20 protein-coding genes are annotated in these 18,203 nt (G+C 47.9%); 13 read left to right on the top strand and 7 right to left on the bottom strand.

From position 1 onward, the window contains the following. Window positions 1-25 precede the first annotated feature (25 nt). Window positions 26-916 (top strand): glycerophosphodiester phosphodiesterase family protein, encoded by an 891-nt coding sequence (locus LQ777_RS01160; RefSeq protein ID WP_232560687.1) that lies wholly within the window; start codon window positions 26-28, stop codon window positions 914-916. Between the two features lie 72 nt (window positions 917-988). Beyond that, window positions 989-2,512 (top strand): GH3 auxin-responsive promoter family protein, encoded by a 1,524-nt coding sequence (locus LQ777_RS01155; protein WP_232560686.1) that lies wholly within the window; start codon window positions 989-991, stop codon window positions 2,510-2,512. A 29-nt stretch (window positions 2,513-2,541) separates the two neighbouring features. Here LQ777_RS01155 and LQ777_RS01150 read toward each other — a convergent pair whose 3' ends face one another. Together LQ777_RS01150 and LQ777_RS30640 are read right to left on the bottom strand one after the other, a co-directional pair. After that, entirely contained in the window at window positions 2,542-3,822 is a 1,281-nt protein-coding gene (locus LQ777_RS01150; RefSeq protein ID WP_232560685.1) for a hypothetical protein, read from the bottom strand. Between the two features lie 172 nt (window positions 3,823-3,994). Further along, entirely contained in the window at window positions 3,995-4,201 is a 207-nt protein-coding gene (locus LQ777_RS30640; protein WP_354004169.1) for a PLDc N-terminal domain-containing protein, read from the bottom strand. A 378-nt stretch (window positions 4,202-4,579) separates the two neighbouring features. Between LQ777_RS30640 and LQ777_RS01145 the strand changes: the two genes are divergently transcribed. Beyond that, window positions 4,580-5,098, top strand: a complete 519-nt coding sequence (locus tag LQ777_RS01145; protein ID WP_232560684.1) for a hypothetical protein — start codon at window positions 4,580-4,582, stop codon at window positions 5,096-5,098. 189 nt (window positions 5,099-5,287) lie between these two features. On the opposite strand, the gene LQ777_RS01140 is transcribed toward LQ777_RS01145, so the two are convergent. Next, window positions 5,288-5,791, bottom strand: coding sequence for a flavin reductase family protein (locus tag LQ777_RS01140; protein WP_232560683.1), 504 nt, complete (start codon window positions 5,789-5,791; stop codon window positions 5,288-5,290). A gap of 119 nt (window positions 5,792-5,910) precedes the next feature. Between LQ777_RS01140 and LQ777_RS01135 the strand changes: the two genes are divergently transcribed. Continuing rightward, a complete protein-coding gene (locus LQ777_RS01135; protein WP_232560682.1) occupies window positions 5,911-7,167 on the top strand; it encodes a 4-hydroxy-3-methylbut-2-enyl diphosphate reductase in 1,257 nt (418 codons plus the stop codon). Here LQ777_RS01135 and LQ777_RS01130 read toward each other — a convergent pair. Then, entirely contained in the window at window positions 7,164-8,876 is a 1,713-nt protein-coding gene (locus LQ777_RS01130; protein WP_232560681.1) for a glycoside hydrolase family 10-like protein, read from the bottom strand. The two genes, LQ777_RS01135 and LQ777_RS01130, sit on opposite strands and share 4 nt — an antisense overlap. Window positions 8,877-8,922: 46 nt before the next feature. Next, complete coding sequence (locus LQ777_RS01125) at window positions 8,923-9,084, bottom strand: DUF2256 domain-containing protein (protein WP_425276918.1); 162 nt, start codon at window positions 9,082-9,084, stop codon at window positions 8,923-8,925. Window positions 9,085-9,471: 387 nt separating this feature from the next. Here LQ777_RS01125 and LQ777_RS01120 point away from each other — a divergent pair, with 387 nt between their 5' ends. Beyond that, window positions 9,472-9,939 (top strand): Lrp/AsnC family transcriptional regulator, encoded by a 468-nt coding sequence (locus tag LQ777_RS01120; RefSeq protein WP_232560679.1) that lies wholly within the window; start codon window positions 9,472-9,474, stop codon window positions 9,937-9,939. 72 nt (window positions 9,940-10,011) lie between these two features. On the opposite strand, the gene LQ777_RS01115 is transcribed toward LQ777_RS01120, so the two are convergent. After that, window positions 10,012-11,229, bottom strand: coding sequence for a tetratricopeptide repeat protein (locus LQ777_RS01115; protein WP_232560678.1), 1,218 nt, complete (start codon window positions 11,227-11,229; stop codon window positions 10,012-10,014). A 131-nt stretch (window positions 11,230-11,360) separates the two neighbouring features. Here LQ777_RS01115 and hpt point away from each other — a divergent pair, with 131 nt between their 5' ends. Next, complete coding sequence (gene hpt / locus LQ777_RS01110) at window positions 11,361-11,888, top strand: hypoxanthine phosphoribosyltransferase (RefSeq protein ID WP_232560677.1); 528 nt, start codon at window positions 11,361-11,363, stop codon at window positions 11,886-11,888. A 31-nt stretch (window positions 11,889-11,919) separates the two neighbouring features. On the opposite strand, the gene LQ777_RS01105 is transcribed toward hpt, so the two are convergent. Continuing rightward, window positions 11,920-13,140 carry an NADH-quinone oxidoreductase subunit D gene (locus tag LQ777_RS01105; RefSeq protein ID WP_232560676.1) on the bottom strand — a complete coding sequence of 407 codons (1,221 nt, stop codon included), beginning with the start codon at window positions 13,138-13,140 and terminating at the stop codon, window positions 11,920-11,922. Window positions 13,141-13,333: 193 nt separating this feature from the next. On the opposite strand from LQ777_RS01105, the gene rpmG reads away from it, so the two are divergent. The 7 genes from rpmG (at window position 13,334) to rimO (ending at window position 18,121) form a co-directional block, all read left to right on the top strand. Then, complete coding sequence (gene rpmG / locus LQ777_RS01100) at window positions 13,334-13,519, top strand: 50S ribosomal protein L33 (protein WP_012929817.1); 186 nt, start codon at window positions 13,334-13,336, stop codon at window positions 13,517-13,519. Window positions 13,520-13,610: 91 nt separating this feature from the next. Next, complete coding sequence (locus tag LQ777_RS01095; protein ID WP_171741734.1) at window positions 13,611-13,766, top strand: DUF4295 domain-containing protein; 156 nt, start codon at window positions 13,611-13,613, stop codon at window positions 13,764-13,766. Window positions 13,767-13,948: 182 nt separating this feature from the next. Next, window positions 13,949-14,905 carry a signal recognition particle-docking protein FtsY gene (gene ftsY / locus LQ777_RS01090; RefSeq protein WP_232560675.1) on the top strand — a complete coding sequence of 319 codons (957 nt, stop codon included), beginning with the start codon at window positions 13,949-13,951 and terminating at the stop codon, window positions 14,903-14,905. An 8-nt stretch (window positions 14,906-14,913) separates the two neighbouring features. Beyond that, window positions 14,914-15,393, top strand: a complete 480-nt coding sequence (locus tag LQ777_RS01085; protein WP_232560674.1) for a hypothetical protein — start codon at window positions 14,914-14,916, stop codon at window positions 15,391-15,393. Between the two features lie 5 nt (window positions 15,394-15,398). Further along, window positions 15,399-16,097, top strand: coding sequence for a PH domain-containing protein (locus LQ777_RS01080; RefSeq protein ID WP_232560673.1), 699 nt, complete (start codon window positions 15,399-15,401; stop codon window positions 16,095-16,097). Window positions 16,098-16,121: 24 nt separating this feature from the next. Continuing rightward, window positions 16,122-16,745 carry a PH domain-containing protein gene (locus tag LQ777_RS30735; RefSeq protein WP_483012343.1) on the top strand — a complete coding sequence of 208 codons (624 nt, stop codon included), beginning with the start codon at window positions 16,122-16,124 and terminating at the stop codon, window positions 16,743-16,745. A 62-nt stretch (window positions 16,746-16,807) separates the two neighbouring features. Continuing rightward, window positions 16,808-18,121, top strand: coding sequence for a 30S ribosomal protein S12 methylthiotransferase RimO (gene rimO, locus LQ777_RS01075; RefSeq protein WP_232560672.1), 1,314 nt, complete (start codon window positions 16,808-16,810; stop codon window positions 18,119-18,121). Window positions 18,122-18,203: the final 82 nt, after the last annotated feature.

The raw sequence follows: 18,203 nt of genomic DNA, 5'->3' as shown, positions 1-18,203 counted from the left end.
TTTTGGGACTCCACCAATCAGGCCTATGGGTTTTAACGTTCTACTTAGTTGCGTGATTGCCACCCTTTTTACCTCGGCTACTCCGCCCGCGTTTGATGTACAGGGGCACCGGGGCTGCCGGGGATTGATGCCTGAAAATACGATTCCGGCCTTTCTCAAAGCGCTGGAACTGGGCGTGACAACGCTGGAGCTGGATGTGGTCATTAGCAAAGACCGACAGGTGGTTGTTTCGCATGAACCCTACTTCAATGCGGCCTACAGCATAACACCGGACGGGAAACCAGTTGATAAGAAAGACCAGAAAAGTCTGCTCATTTATCGAATGAATTATGCCGATGTCAAGCGCTACGACATCGGTTCAAACGGCAACTCCGCCTATCCCGAACAACAGAAAATCCAGACTTACAAGCCTTTGCTGAGCGAAGTTATTGAGCAGGCAGAAGCCTACAGAAAAGCGCATAATCTACCGGCATTTTCTTACAACATTGAGCTAAAGAGCGTTCCGTCTGAGTACAACATAAGCCAGCCAGAACCAGCCGCTTTCTGCGACCTTGTTGAATCCGTCATCAACCAGACCTTACCAGCCGAACGTGTTGTTATTCAAAGCTTTGACTTTGCCATCCTGACCCATTGGAAGCAACAGATCGATGCGGGCAAATACCCTAACGTCCGGCTTTCGGCTTTGATCGAGAATCTGCGCAGTCCCCAAAAAAACATACAGAAGTTGGGCTTCAAACCGGCTATCTACAGCCCTCACTACAAACTACTGAACCAGCGCCGGATTGCCCAGCTACACGAACAGGGGATCAGTGTTATTCCGTGGACGGTCAACCAGTTGAGCGACATGAAACGGCTGAAAGAGTGGGGTGTTGATGGCTTGATTACCGATTACCCTGATCGAGCGGCTCGTTTGTAAACCAACCAATGCTTTTGTAAGTTTCTACCTCTAACCTAGCTGTCTACGTTAGTTTATGTGTATTTTAACGGTATGACCTTCCTCAATACTACGCTCAAATGGCTCCTGCAACGGCGTTTACCGCGCATTGAGGCCATGATGCAACACCCAGGTCCGGTGCAGCAACGGGTTTTTGAGCAACTCATCCGGGCAGGTCGCCGAACGGAATGGGGCAAAAAGTACGATTACCGCTCAATTCAGACGATTGCTGATTTCCAGCGCCAGGTACCTGTTTCAAGTTACGAAGATCTCTATCCCTACATAGAGCGCGTAATGAAAGGCGAAAACAAGGTACTTTGGCCGTCGCCGGTGCGCTGGTTTTCCAAATCGTCAGGAACAACCAACGCCCGCAGCAAATTCATTCCGGTTACGACCGAGTCGCTGGATGAAAGCCACTTTAAAGGCGGTAAGGATATGATGGCTCTTTACGTAGCCAACAATCCAGATACACAGACTTTTGCTGGCAAAGGACTTTCGATTGGTGGTAGCCTGCATACCAATCCATTCAGTGCGAACAGTGCCGCTGGCGATGTGTCCGCCGTGGTCATGAAAAACTTGCCAAGTTGGGCGCAGTTCATCCGCACACCGTCTATCGACATTGCGCTCATGGATGAATGGGAAGCCAAAATGGATCGTATGGCGGAGGTCACGGCTCAGGAAAACGTGACGAGTATGCTGGGCGCACCCACCTGGGGCTTGGTGTTGATCGACAAAATTCTGGCTCGCACGGGTAAATCCAACATTCTTGACGTGTGGCCGAACTTCGAAGTTATGATTCACGGTGCGGTAAATTTTCAGCCTTACCGGGAGTTGTTTCAACAGCAGGTCTTTCCTTCGTCAACCGTTCGGTATCAGGAGGTTTATAACGCTTCGGAAGGGTTCTTTGCCATTCAGGACGATTTGTCGCGAATCGGTGAAATGCTTCTGATGCTCGATTATGGAATTTTCTACGAGTTCGTCCCCATTCAGGAAGCGGATCAGCCTTTTCCCAAAGCCCTGACCATCGACGAAGTGGAGCTAGACAAAAACTACGCGCTGATCGTTTCGACAAACGGCGGCTTGTGGCGCTACAGAATCGGCGACACCGTGCGCTTCACGTCGCTATACCCCCATCGCCTGAAAGTCAGTGGTCGTACGAAGCATTTCATCAACGCGTTTGGCGAAGAAATCATCGTCGAGAATGCAGAAGCCGCCATAACGCGGGCTTGCGAAGCCACAGGTGCGGTTATTGCCGATTACACGGCGGGGCCAGTTTACATGAGCAACGGCGCAAACGGCTGCCACGAATGGGTAATCGAGTTTTCGCGAGAGCCTGATAGCCAACAGCGATTTAACCAGCTCCTTGATCAGGCATTGCGCGAGGTTAACTCCGACTACGACGCGAAGCGCTATAACGATATGGTTCTGAAACAGCCCCGCATACACGTCGTTCCGCGCGGCACCTTCTACGCCTGGATGAAACAGCGCGGCAAGCTAGGTGGACAGCATAAAGTGCCTAGACTAGCCAACTCGCGGGAATATCTGGATGACATTCTTGGTCAGAGTATCCGCCTGTAAGCAAGCATTTTACTGGTGTTTCGTCGCTTTTAACGGTTGGCCTCCGAAAGCCAGTGAAATTGCTTTTCTGCCAATTGAAAACGGCGGTTCTCGCGTCTAAGCGTCATTGCTACTGAATCGTTACGAATTTTTCCACGCAACTCGATGTGATTCGTGTCGGGCATTACGTACTGCATGGTAAACAGCGCCGTCGTATCCATAGACGACCGCTTGAAATCAATTGTGTGTTTTAAGGTATCAAAGGAATAGCTGAAATAAGCCCGGTGATACCGTTGCCGGAATAGCGTATCAGCGGTGTGAATGCTACCCGTATTCGTCGGTTCAAAAACGATATCTTTCCAACGCAGACTATCGACGGCTGTACCCTGCGACTGATCAACCGAGAAAAAACCGGTGGTCAGCTTTGGTGTAGTAGACGCTTGCTGTGACGATGACCAACCCTGATACGATCTGATCAGAGGGAATACCAGAAACAAAATAAAAAACGCGATTTTCAGCACTACTTTGCTCCGTCGCATCCATTGTTTAGGAAGTACGATCTGAGGCAGTGGCTGGGTCGATTTATTGAATACAAAGAAGTTAAGCAGTCGTCGGGCATCGGCGATCAGCAGAAAACTACTAAACAGAAACAAATGAATCGAAAATAGCTTGACGGGAATGTCATAGCACAGATTCAGCATCATCACGTTAAGAAACACGCTTGCAGCCACAAATGCTCCCAGCGTACTGGTGCGCCGAAATAATAACAGCAGGCCCGCTACGACCTCAACGGCCCCCGAAAAGAACTGGTATGGCGTCGAGTAGCCAATAAAATACCAGGAAAACCGCATGGGCAGCAGATCACCCAGCGGAGTAGCCAAGGCGCTCAGCGACGGAAAGATCATTTGCAGTCCGAATAGCTTGATGATGCCGTAGCCTAACGCCATCATCGCTACGTAATAGCGAACCAGCACGATCAGCCAGTAGTAGCCCGTGTTATATTCTTTCCGTTTGTCGAAAATTGTCCAGATGACTGTACCGACGACTGCAACCAGTAGAAAGAAACACAATTGAGCGTATCCGTAGGATGTATCCCCGCTACCGTTCAATGGAACCAGCTCGTCCTTTACATGAAATATGTAATCGTTAGCCGCCGTCACCAGCCAGTTCTCCATTTTGCCGTAGTACTCACCAATCAAGCTGAATAGAGGCAGGTCGCCTATCCAGGTCCAGATCGTTGTGTAGAGTACGATGTAAATGCAGGCGAAGCGAAATAGCAATTTGTGCCACCAGGCCCACTGATTATCCAAGTACACGGCGGAGTTTTCCATGAATGGTTTTAGGTTAGAGAAACTAATTCTCGAAGAAACTACTGGTAATAAAAGCACTACCCCGATGCTCGATCCTTAGCGTTTAGTGGGGATGGCGACAAAGACACTATCCGTTCCATTCGGGCATTGCGGCAAAGAGCTCAGGCATTGGCTGCCGATTGCTTACGCTGACTCAGTCACCCGTCGAATAGGTCGGCTTCCTAAAGATTAGATAAACAACCCAGCCGAGAGGAACGCATAGAATGATGAAGCACCAAACCGTTTTCGTCCTGAAACCCAGCCGATGGTTGTACAGACGCACAATGCTATAGACTAATCCGAGTAGTTGGATTAATATAATGATTTGCCAAAGAAGTAAAGCGGAGTCAGGCGATAACATATTGATAGATAACCTCCATAGCTGTTGTAAAAGTCAATAAGAGGCTTATGCTGCTCGACACATAAGCCTTAAGCAGGCAGATTTTACCCTACTCTGCAATTGTAAAGTCTGGAAATTTAGAACTATAAACCCACTCTTGAAACGGCCATGTCACTTCCATGACAGCCTGAAGCGGTATGCCAACCTTTATTCCGTAAAAGACGCCAATGGACTTGCTAGAGCACGCTCGGAAAGGGATAGCTTTCTAAATAAGCAAGATGATGATCAAGTTATCTTACCTGATCAATAACACTGATTTAACAACTTTTAAGCCGACAGCAACCCAACGCTTTTCGTAAGGGTGGACTCGTATCTACAAAACCAAATCTATTTATTCGTATGCATTATTTGCTCTCCCTCGCCGTGTTCATTCTGCTGATGAGTAGTTGCCGTCGTGATGATGATCCGGTAGCCACCAATTTGAAGAGTTCGATCGGTACGTATGAAGTGACCCGATTGACGCAGTATGTAAACGGCCAAAAAACCTTCGATGGCTATTTACCCTTTTTGATGCCGGATAGTACGACGATTACCCATCGCATCGGCATTAGTATGGCCAATCCCCAACCCGATGGCACAGTGAAAGCGTCAATTCTTCGCAACGTATACCGGAAAGGAGCGCGTGGCTTTCTGGTGAATAAGATCGCTAATATTGGCGGTTTGAACATCATCGCTAAGCGGGCCAATCAGACGAACGACATTGTGGGATTTTATCGAGACGGGGCTAGTGCCTTTGGCTATTATGGGCCACAAACCCAGAACCTGGCTTTCGATATTGTTGAGCCCGACAGCCTTAATCAGCTTGTTCGCTACGTATTTGAAGCTAAAAAGGTGTCGGCTACGGCCAATCGGTTCTAATCGAGTCTATCACGATGTGGCTGTTGCAAAAGTCGAGAAACGCTGGGCTGAGTTGGTAATCCTTATTCGACTGATTTTTCCCTTCAAAACAGGTAGCTTAAACGGGTCATTCAGACCAATACCGACTTTCGCAACAGCCAATCCCTATAAGGTGATCAGACTACCGTCAACTGTAACAAAAGTGGCTAATCACCCACGCACCAGTTTCTTTTCTTTCAGGAAAGCGTACGTCATTACTTCTTTGTCGGGATTGAGCACAATCTGTTTCTGTACTTCACAAATAAAAAGCTCATGATCGCCCGCATCAGTACTGTGCATTACGGAGCATTGCGCATAACCGATGGCTTCTGTCAGGTATGGACAACCGCGTTGGTCAAGGGCAAAAGGCACGTTTTTCAGTTTATCGATTGCCCGCCCGTCGCTAGTGCGACCAGACTGCTGACCAAACTTACGAATCAGCCGTGTCTGGTCGGTAGCCAGCAGATTAACGTTTAGAATACCGCTTGCCCGTACTAGTTCAATGGTGTAATCAACTTTGTAAAGCGCTACGGCTACTACGGTAGCCTTCATGTCCGTTGTCATGACCCAGCTAACAATGTTTGCATTATAACGTGGGGCGGTTGCGTCTAGACCAGCGACGGTGGTAATGCTGTGAATATCGTAATTCTTGTATTTCAGCAGGCGTTTCGGCATCGGTTTCGTCAGGATTATCGAAAATAGTGGTAAATGAACATTGCCGAACGGCAGGTTGTTGTTTGATTACCGGCACATTAACTTTGTTAGCCCAAAAAGTCTGACCGCCGACTCTCAGCATGAAATCGTTCGATATCCCTGATTACTACCGTAGCAGCATTATTACACCGCTTAAGGAATTCCGGCGGAAAAAAGATAAGCTTAAACGGGACTTCACCCCTACCCTGCTCGATTTTGGTCCGGTCCGTTTTTTGATAGCCCGGCATTTTGGCTTCTGTTACGGCGTCGAAAACGCGATTGAAATTGCCTACAGAGCGATTGCTGAGAACGTTGGAAAACGCATCTTTCTGCTTAGTGAAATGATTCATAACCCCGACGTAAACGCTGATTTACAAAGCCGTGGGGTACGTTTCATCATGGATACCAAGGGCGGGCAGATTATTCCCTGGTCGGAACTAATGCCCGATGACGTTGTAATTATCCCGGCTTTTGGCACAACGCTAGAAACACAAAGCAAGCTGGCTTCCATTGGGTTGAACGTTGAAAAATACGATACGACCTGCCCGTTTGTCGAAAAAGTCTGGAATAAAGCAGGCCAGATCGGGCAGAAAAATTATACCGTGATTGTTCACGGTAAACCGAACCACGAAGAAACGCGCGCTACGTTTTCGCACAGCAAAGAAGCGGCCCCAACAGTAGTTGTAAAAGATTTAGCGCAAACGCAGCGCCTGGCTCGCTACATTACGGGCGAGTCACCCACCGAACAATTTTACACCGAGTTTGCGGATCAGTACTCGGTTGGTTTTGACGCATCCCGCGATTTGCAGCGGATTGGCGTCGTCAACCAGACCACCATGCTGGCTTCGGACACTCAGGGTATTGCCGATTACCTGAAGCAAGTGATGATCCAGAAGCACAATCTTGGCGAAAATCCATCGACGGATCAGGTTGACGCCTACTTTGCTAACACGCGGGACACACTCTGCTACGCGACGAATGATAACCAGGACGCGACGTATGCGCTACTGACGTATCCAGCCGATTTTGCCATCGTAGCCGGTGGCTATAACTCATCCAATACATCACACATCGTCGATCTTTGTGAGGAGAAGTTACCCACCTATTTTATCGAGTCGGAACAGAAGATTCTTTCGCCAAACCTGATCCGTCATTATAACGGCCATACGAAACAAGAAGTCGTTACCGAAAACTTTATCCCCCGACTAAGCGGGTCAACGGGCGAACCCGTCACGATCTTACTGACCTGTGGCGCGTCCTGCCCCGATGCTACGGTAGAAGGTATCCTGACGAAACTAGTCAGCTTTTTTCCGGATGCCCGGCCCGTTTCCGAAATCATGAACGAGTTTTTGAGCTAGCGTAGCTTAACGGTTACTTCACGGCTTTCGTTATGAAGTCGGTCAACGGCTGTTACGGCGTAGACGTACTTCTTTTTCGGATCGGCGGTTCTGTCGATAAATCGCGTCGAAGCTTCGCCGATGCACTGCGCAACGATACACCGAGGATCCTCTAATCGCATACGGGAAGGTCGCCCTTCAAAGCGGTAGACAATGTAATAACTCGCTCCGTCGCCGTCCTGTGCTTCGCCGGGTTGTTGCCAAAACAACTCTATACCTTCTGGGGTGTCAGCTACTTTTAAGTCGCGGGGCGCCAGGGGTGGGATGCTATCCAGCCAGGTCATTGGCGGTACCAGGGCCGGATACCGATAAAAATTCGACTGTAACGAATCCCGAATGGCAAGTGGATTGGTCTTTAACGATTTTGCGCTGAAAAATACGCTTCCCAGTACGGCTCGCTGCTGCCGGTTGTAACGCATTTGATCCGGAAGCTCCGTGAATCGCCCCCAGCCCGGATCGCGCTCCGACCCACGTCCAACTCGGTAAGCGCCGTGTCCGATATAAAGGTGAGCCTTACCACAGTTACGAGCCCACCATTCAACCAAGGTTTTATACGGCACCCGCGTAAACTCCGTGCTAAAATAAACCTGCGGTACGATGTAATCGATCAGCCCGTTACGAATCCACTTCCGGGTATCGGCATATTGATCGTAGTACGATTGACCACCGTTGGTAGCTGATCCTTCGGCATCGTTACTTCGGTTTTTCCAGATGCCAAACGGACTCACCCCAAATTTAACCCAGGGTTTATTATCCCGAATCGAATCGCGCAGTTCAGTGATGAGCTTGGTCACGTTGTCACGTCGCCAATCTTCTTTTTTCATACCATTGAAATTCGCCTGATACGTGCTGTCATCGCGAAAAACCTGTCCGGCGACGGCGTATGGGTAAAAATAATCGTCAAAATGAATCCCATCTACATCGTACTCACGGACCACGTTGGCGACGATTCCGGCGATGTATGTCCGAACAGCGGGCGCTCCCAGGTTAAAAAGTTTACGGCCACCGTAGGTAAAGACCCATCCCGGTTTTCGATAAATGATGTTCGTTGGCGCTACGCTGGATGTTTTGCTGTACGTAGCCCGGTCGAGGTTAAACCACGCATGAAATTCCATGCCGCGCTGATGGGCCTGCTCAATCATAAATTCCAGCGGATCGTAAAACGGCTGTGGTGCTAAACCCTGCTGACCAGTAAGCCACTCCGACCAGGGTTCCGAGCTTTTGGCGTAAAACGCATCCGCTGCTGACCGGACCTGCACAACAACAGCGTTGATCCCCATCTGCTGCTGCTGATCGAACATTTCGATAATCTCGCGTTGCTGGTCAGCAACGGGTAACCCCTTCTTACTGGGCCAGTCGATGTTATCAATGGTTGCGATCCAGACAGCCCGAAACTCCCGCTTTGGCGGAACGAGACCACGTTCGAAGGGCATTTCTTCCACCTCTTCGCCATCAACCATATCTTTAGGAGTGGGGGCCGCTACAGGAGCTACTGGAACAGGCTTCGCGGGTTCTGGCTTTGCAGCTACTGGTTTCTGAGGAATTGGTTTTGCTGCGGGTGGGCGTCTGACGGGCACTGGCGTTCTTTTTACCACAACAGGTTGAGGTCGCCGGCAACCATCCCATGATAAAGCAAGAACAAACAAACAGAGAAAGGCAATTAAGCGCATGTTGAGTAGCTGGTTAATTGCCAAAAATAACGATAGACGGCTGGATCTACGTTTGCGAAGGAGTCGTTTTTTGCTTTTTGCCAACTAAGCGGCACGCATCACTGCAATAAATTACGTTATCCCAGTCGCGTTCCCATTTCTTTCGCCACGCAAACGGACGGTTACACACCGGACATATTTTGGTAGGCAACTCTGATTTTTTGCGCATTTTCATGCCTTATAAACCCGGATTAACTGCCTAGGTTTAATCCTCGGCGATCTATTTGCTTGTCTGAATCCATCAACCTAACGCGCACAAAATAATTTTTTAGTAAATAGTACTTATCCAAAATTTCTGTAATTGCCCCTCACAGGGGTTATTAAGCCTGTTTTCACAGCTGATTCAGTAGCACCGGTAACATATCAGTATGTAACCGATCAATAGGCTTTCATTTGGTGTCTTAGTGAATTCCCTTACTTTTGTGCCGTTTAAAAGAAATATAAGCAACAATTCTTTCGAAATTTGCAAAATACCAATATCTTTTTAGACTATTTTTCTTGAAAGATACTACTTTTGCCCTATTCTGAAACTGAGTTTCAACAGACCGTATTGAGTATGAGCCATAAATTAGATCAAATAGATCGCAACGTATTAGAGATCCTGCAAGCCAACGCAAAAATTACCAATGCCCAGCTTTCTAAAGAAATAGGTCTTTCTCCTGCTCCCACCCTGGAGCGCGTTAAAAAGCTCGAAACGTCAGGTATTATTCAAAGCTACCACGCTCAGCTTAGCCGCGAGAAAGTCGGCCTCGGCGTTACCACATTCGTGATGGTTACGCTTGTTGGGCACAAAAAAGAAACCACAATGTCGTTTGTGGCTCGTGCGAATGAAATTCCTGAAATTATCGAGTGCCACCACATTACGGGTTCCGGCGACTTCCTGCTGAAAGTAATTGCGAAGGATATTGCTTCGTATCAGGCGTTAATGCTGGATGTTATTAACGAAATTGACGAAGTTGCCAGCACCCAAACTATGGTGATCATGTCAACGTTCAAAGAAAGCAAAGTATTACCTATTCCTTGATGATGTACGAAGTAAGATGTATGATATACCACTAATAACCGCTATATCATACATCTTACTCCCTATTGCACGCTACTCTCTACGCTTCCGGCGTTCTTCCCGGCGCGATTTCTTCAAGTCATCCAGCGCTTTTTTCGCGTCTTTATGCTGGCTTGACTTACGTTCGGCTTTGTCCATCACTTCTTTAAAGTAAGCCTGCGCCTGATCGTAATTCTTTTCTTCGTTGGCAATCTTACCTAAAGCCAGCACCGACGACCAGTAATAGCCCGCATTTAACGCATTCGTTTGTTTAGCATAGTCAATCGACTGCTGGTAATACTTTTTGGCTTCGGGCAGATTCTTGTAAAACTGCTGGTTGATGTAAGCCAAGATATACGCTGCCGTTCGTCCACTAACACCTTCATAGCCCGACTGCGTACGGCTTACCTTCGCCAGAATATCTTTCGAGATGCGCTCCGCTTCGGTTAATCGTCCCGTTACAAAAGCTGACCGGGCATAATACCGCTCGAAAAATGGATTATCAGGATATTGCTCCGCCATGTACTTCGACATTTCGTACGCTTTATCATACTGATTTTCCATGCTGTAAATCTGAATCAGGAAATACCGGGCCTCGACACGCGTGTAGAAGGCCGAATTAGCCGTTTTTTCCAACTCCTTGATGCCATTGACTTTGTTTCCTTTTGGGAAGAACATCAGGATCGGTTTCAGCAACGGGTAATTTTCGGGTATCCACTGCGCGTAATAGTCATACATTCCGTCGCCAAATAAGAGTTCAGGGCTGAAATCAGCATTCCCTTTACACTTCTCGAAATACTTTAATGCATTCTTACCGGCCAAGGTCGCCTTTGTCCACTTTTTCCGCTCCGAGTAAAGTCGGCCTTTAAAGGCATAAGCAGCCGCCAGGAAAAAGGAAGGTTCAAGCTTGTTTTCACTGGTATCATACAGCTTTTCGGCCAGCGTAATGGTCGAATCCATGTAAGCCAGACAAACGTCATCATAGTCCGTAACGTCGGTGTTCGGGACAATTTTCCACCATTCTGCCAGGCCCATCAGGAAATAAGGCATTGGGTGTTTGGGGTAACGTAGCCGTAACCACCGAAACTCCTTATCGGCGTCGTAAAATTTGTAATTATACATCAAATTGATGGCTTCGGCAGATTCGATCTGAACCCCAGGATGCTTCAACAAGCCATCATACTTCTTATCAAACGCCGACGGATCATACAACTGGGCTTGTGCTAACGCAGCCAGTCCCACGAGCCATACCGTCAACAGTAGTTTCTTCATTCGTTAAGGTCGCTTTTCCTTCTCTATCAACACAATCCGCTGACAGTACGTTTACTAACGTTTATTTTTCAGGTAAATTTTTGTCTGCTAGCAACAGAGGGCCGTATCTTTGACGCTACGCAGACGCTGATATGATAACAGTCAACAATAAAAATTTCGTCCCATTCATTAGTGCAGAAGCCATTCAAACGCGTATCGACGAACTGGCTGGGCAAATTAATCAGGAATATGCAGGCAAACAGCCTTTGATCGTCGTCGTACTCAACGGGGCCTTTATATTTGCCGCCGATCTGGTAAAGCGTCTCACCATTTCCTGCGAAATCACCTTTATTCGGGTTGCTTCTTATTCCGCTACTGAATCCAGCGGAACGCTTAAACAGATTTTAGGTTTAAACGATTCTGTTGAAGGCCGTGACCTTATCATCATCGAGGACATTGTTGATACGGGCCTGACTATTAGTGATGTCTGCAATCAGCTCAACGCTCAAAAACCGGCATCGCTTGCTATTGCCACGCTATTGTTCAAACCAGCAGCGCTCAAAAAGCAGTTGGACCTAAACTACGTGGGCTTTGAGATCGAAAACCGGTTTGTACTAGGCTACGGTCTCGATTACGATGGCCTGGGTCGTAACACACCCGATATTCTGGTACTGGAATAAGCGGGTAGCAGCCGGAAAAGAATTTGATCTTCTACCGGTCTACTTCGCCCATTACAACGTCGATTGATCCAATAACAGCCACCAGGTCGGCCAGCATAGCCCCTTTGCTAATTTCACCGATAACCGATAGGTTGTGAAAACAGCAGGAACGGGCTTTGCAGCGAACGGGTACGTCTGATCGACCATCCGTCCGAAAAAAGAAACCTAACTCACCCTTGGCACTTTCGGCGCGGGCGTAAAAATCCATTGCTTTTGGACGGATCTTTTTGGGTACCACAGCCTGTGGGTCGTAGTCGCGGGTACGTCGGTAATCGGTCGTGAGCTTGTCCAGACACTGCTCGACAATCCGTATTGACTCATGACATTCCAGTACCCGAACATTATTACGGTCCCAGCAGTCACCGACAGTTCCCATCTGGCCTTCACCAATGGGGATATCAAAATCCAGTTCAGGATAAATGGAGTACCCGTCAACCCGGCGCAAATCGTAACGCAAGCCAGAACCACGCAACATAGGCCCTGTACAACCGTAGCTAATCGCCACTGGGAGCGGCAAAACACCCACGTTAGCCGTCCGTTTTACGAAGATTTCGTTCTCGATCACCAATTGTTGCAGCTCAACCAGCTTAGGTTTGAGGTACTGAACAAACTCCCGGCAGCGTTCTTCAAAACCTACCGGCAGATCATAAAACAAGCCGCCTACCCACATATAGTTGTACAGCATTCGCGCGCCACTTACCCACTCCAGCAGGCGCTGAATGTGTTCGCGGTCGCGCATAAGCCACAGAAAAGGCGTGTACGCGCCAATGTCCAGCGCATACGTACCAACTCCGACGAAGTGGGCCGCGATGCGGTTTAGTTCAGCTACCAGCACCCGAATGTATTCCGTCCGTTTTGGAATGTCGTTTTCAATGCCCAGCATCCGCTCGACACCCATTACGAAAGCATGTTCGCTGTTCATAGCAGCCAGATAATCAAGCCGGTCCACAAATGGAATGGTCTGATTGAATGGCAAGGCCTGGGCGTGTTTCTCGAAACAACGATGCAGATAACCCAGGTGCGGCACCACGTCGACAATAATCTCGCCGTCGGTAACGACTTCGAGCCGTAGCACACCGTGGGTAGACGGATGCTGCGGTCCCATGTTTAAAATCATCTCTCCTTCATTGAGCATATCGGGCCGGTAAACGTTTGGTTCCGACGCCCGAAAATGACCAGGAGCGTATTCGTATTGAATTATTTGCGTAGCCATAACCATACCCAAAACAACTTACGGCTGTTTTAGTGCATTTGCGGACAAAGGTCGTCAGAGGGAATTAAACGCCCAAAGATTATCGCTTCCGGGCTAACCTTCTACAAATCATAGCTTTTTCGCAACTATATGTTTGTAAACTAAAAGTAATTTTGTACCTTTGCGCTCCTTATCGAGAAAACGAACTTTAGCAATGGCAAAGAAAGGCGCCAATAGAATCCAGGTTATTCTGGAATGCACCGAGCAGAAAGACAGCGGTGTACCCGGCATGTCCCGGTACATCACCACGAAAAACCGGAAGAATACGCCGGCTCGTATCGAACGGAAGAAATACAATCCGTTCCTGAAAAAAGTAACGTTGCATAAAGAAATTAAATAGTTTTGGTTATTGTTTTTACAGCGTGGGCCGGCACTTGCTTTAGCTTGTAAAAAACCATAACACAGTCAAAAACTATAAACCATAAACCGTCATGGCAAAAAAGGTAGTTGCAACCCTGAAAACGAAGGATAACGGCAAAGCGTTTGCTAAGATTATCAAAGCCGTTAAATCGCCTAAAACTGGCGCTTACACCTTCAAGGAAGAAATGGTTCCTGTCGACGAAGTACAGGCTGCGCTGAAAGGCTAACCCCTGTTGGAACCTGTTTCCTTCACCAATAACTCAAATGTCCCACAGCCTTCACTGGCCTAGTGGGACTTTTTGCGTTAAAAAATAGTTAGTCAGTTGGCAGGCCGATCACCGTATTGAATGCGCGGATCTCCTTAAGCACTGACACACTAACTTGTTGATCCCATTTCACTAACGATACTATGGCTTTATTCGGTTTTTTCTCGAAAGAAAAAAAGGAATCGCTCGACAAAGGTTTAGAGAAAACAAAAGATAGTTTCTTCTCTAAACTTAGCAGAGCCGTCGTCGGCAAATCAACTGTCGATGAGGAAGTGCTGGACGAGGTAGAAAACGTCCTGATTTCGTCGGACGTTGGCGTTGAGACAACCGTCAAGATTATTCGCCGGATTGAAGAGCGAGTTGCCCGTGACAAATACGTGGGTACCGAAGAGTTGGACCGCATTTTGCGCGAGGAAATCGCTGCGCTGCTCTCCGACAATAACACAACCGACGTGTCGAACGACTTTGCGCTCCCTGCTGATAAAAAGCCGTATGTAATCATGGTTGTTGGTGTCAACGGCGTCGGTAAAACCACAACCATTGGTAAGCTGGCGGCTCAGTTCCACAAGCGGGGAAAGCAGGTTGTGTTGGGTGCGGGTGATACGTTCCGGGCTGCGGCTGTCGACCAGCTCAAACTTTGGGGCGATCGCGTGGGGGTACCTGTTATCTCACACGGCATGAACACCGACCCGTCGGCGGTTGCGTTCGATGCGGTCAAAAAAGCCACGGATATGCAGGCCGATGTGGTTATCATCGACACCGCCGGACGCCTTCATACCAAGGTCAACCTGATGAACGAGCTGACCAAAATCAAACGGGTCATGCAGAAGGTGACTCCTGACGCTCCGCACGAGGTGCTTTTAGTACTCGACGGATCAACGGGACAGAACGCGTTTATCCAGGCTACCGAATTTACAAAAGCAACGGAAGTATCGGCTTTGGCCATTACCAAGCTGGACGGTACAGCCAAAGGTGGCGTTGTCATCGGTATTTCAGATCAGTTTAAAATTCCGGTCAAATACATCGGCGTCGGCGAAAAAATTGACGATTTACAAACCTTCAACAAGATGGAGTTTGTGGATTCGTTTTTCAAGAAATGACATCGGGTATGAAACAGGCGGCAGTTACATTTCTTTTGCTCGTAGTTGCGTTTGCGGTCTCCGCTCAAAACCACTCACGCAAACAGACTCGTAAACCTGCCGCCAAGCAAGGAATCTGCGGTTTGGTTGTGGTAAAGCGCGGAAATCATATGCCCAGCGTGGATTCGCCCAGCGTGGATTCGGATGGCGTACCCGCTGAGCGGGAAATTCTTATTTTTCCACTTCTGAATATGAGTCAGGTCGATGCGGGCGACAATGGTTTTATCAATTCCGTCCGGGAGGCTAAGCCCATCAAGACGGTACGATCCGATAAAAATGGAAAATTCTGCGTTGTCCTTCCTGTTGGCCGTTACTCGCTGATCGTACGTGAACCGAAGGGTTTGTACGCAAACCTTTCTGACACTCAAAACAATATTTTTCCGGTCAACGTCCAGAAGAACCGGCAGTCAACTGTAAAAGTAGAAATCACCCATGAAGCTGTTTTTTAGGCATCATGGAAACGTTCATCATTCTGCTGGTTATTGTCTTTGTGCCATTCATCTGGTTCATTAACCGGGCTCTTGTTTATACAGATGACACCGTTGGCGAGAATGCGCCATTACAACGGGAACGCACCTACTACTTTTCGGCTTCTCAGTATTTTTTCACATTTACAAAGGTACTTGAAGCTCTTTTGCTTGTTATGATGCCAGTATTGGCTTTCATCGTGGTAGATGTGAGCATTCACCAAAAACAATACTTCGGCTTTCTGCTGGCACCTTTCTTTTTAGCCTTTTCAGGATACCTGATCTTTTATTTTTATTTCGATTGGCAATACTGGACCATCACCCGAAACGTGGTACTTACCTTTGATCCCAGTAGTCAGAGCATTACGATTGACAGCCCTGATCAGCACAGCGTTCTTACGCCTAATACTGTTGTTCGTCTTGAACACCACTTGCAGAAAATGGACAATGCTAAAAATCCATTGGCTGGCTACGGTTACTACTTGTTCTACAGGTCAGACGGGCAAATCATTCAACTAAACAACCTGTTTATTAGCCACATAGGCCACGTTGAATTTATCGAACATTTCTTCGGCCATGTTCCACAAGCGCTTGTCTGGCATCGCTTGGCTTGGGCGATGGATATCAAACCTACTGACATACAACACGCTGAGAAGTCGGTAGTTAGTGGCAACCGTGAACATTAACCATGAAGTGATTTCTTATGCTATATGGAGACTTTCTTTAGTATACTGCTGATCATTTTCATACCCTTCATCTGGTTCATTTACAAGATGATCCGGTACACGACAGACGCCGTCGGCGAAAACTCCCCCTTCCTTTGTAAACAGTCAATTGAATGGACAGCCAAGCGTTTTTTTTCTAGTTCCGAAACGGTATTCAGTGGTGTAATGTTGCTATTGGGCCTAATTACCTTGTGGCTTACTCTAGCTAATCTGCCTTCTGATCCGCTGGCCATTGGACTACTGCTGCTTTCGATAGCCCTTTTCTTCGGCGTAGCTATACACACCTTTTGGCTACAATGGAAACATTGGCATCAGTTCAAAGGCAGGACCATTACATTCGATCCAACTGATTTATGCATTACAATTACTCAAGATAATTCTCATGTTATTCTCAACTCGCATACTGTCTCTGACATTGAGTATCATATAAATAACCGTACGAAAGGGCCAGATTTCTCGTATTGGACGTTTATCTTGACGAACGGAAGCCGTCACAGCATCAGTAATCTTTTCTTTTTCCCAGATGTTGTGGAACATTATTTCAAAAGGCTTACTCATACTGTTGTCGTCCACGAATCAGTTTGGTTTGAGCCATCAGACTCTAATTAATTTAACGAACTTTGCAGACAAAACTGCCGTTCTAACAGTCACGGCAATGCATAATTACTGTTTTGAAAACGAAAGGAATACGTACCAATAAAATCAATATAGTCACGCTGGGCTGCTCGAAGAATCTAGTCGATTCGGAAGTGCTATTTACGCAACTGAAGGGCAACGGTATGGATGTGACGCACGAAGCCAAAAAGGACGATGCCAACATCGTTGTCATCAATACCTGCGGCTTTATAGACAATGCGAAGGAAGAATCCATCAACACGATTCTCCGCTACGTCGATGCCAAGGAAGCAGGGATTGTCGATAAAGTGTACGTAACGGGGTGTTTGTCCCATCGATACAAAGACGAACTCGAAGTCGAAATGCCTACCGTCGATGCCTGGTTTGGCACCAACGAATTGCCCCGGATGCTGAAAACACTTCGGGCCGACTACAAGCACGAACTCGTTGGCGAACGGCTTTTGACAACGCCTGCGCATTACGCTTACCTGAAAATTGCCGAAGGTTGCGACCGTCCCTGCTCGTTCTGCGCTATCCCGTTGATGCGCGGAGGACACGTATCCCGAACCATCGACGACTTGCTTACCGAAGCGCGTTCGTTGGCCAGACGTGGCACCAAAGAGTTGATTCTTATTGCTCAGGATTTGACCTACTACGGTCTGGATCTGTACAAAAAGCGGAACCTTGCCGATCTGATCAACCAGCTTGCCGACGTGGAAGGTATCGACTGGATTCGTCTGCAATACGCATATCCGTCAGGATTTCCGCTGGAAGTACTCGACGTTATGCGCGACCGGCCAAACGTCTGCAACTACCTGGATATGCCTTTGCAAACCGGTTCGACGGAATTGTTGAAACTGATGCGCCGGGGTACAACCCGCGAAAAAACGGAAGCCTTGATCCATACGATTCGGGAAAAAGTACCGGACATTACGTTGCGTACAACCCTGATCGTTGGCCACCCCGGCGAAACGGACGCCATGTTTGACGAAACGTACGACTTTGTTGAACGGATGCGTTTTGACCGAATGGGTGTGTTTACGTATTCGCACGAAGAAAACACGCACTCGTTCTCCATGCCTGACGATATATCCGATGAGATCAAGCAGGAACGTGCTGATGCGCTCATGGAATTACAACAGGGTATTTCGCACGAATTGAATCAGCAGAAAGTCGGAAAAACCTATAAAGTTCTTTTCGACCGCAAAGAGGGCGGCTATTTTATTGGCCGTACCGAAGGCGATTCTCCCGAAGTAGATAATGAGGTGCTGGTATCGGCAAGCAATCGCTACGTTCGACAGGGCGATTTCGCAAATGTCCAGATCAACCGGGCCGAAGAGTTTGATTTATACGGAGAAGTTGTCTCCTAACTGTTACTGACCCGCAAGGTTTAGTCCTGGTCATTATGATCAAGCCGAACCTTGCGGGTTTTTCCGTTGTTGAGCCGAATAA

This window comes from Spirosoma oryzicola (genome assembly GCF_021233055.1).
GTDB lineage: Bacteria > Bacteroidota > Bacteroidia > Cytophagales > Spirosomataceae > Spirosoma > Spirosoma oryzicola.
Note: the sequence above shows the minus strand (reverse complement) of the source record. Positions and strands in the feature narration are given on the sequence as shown.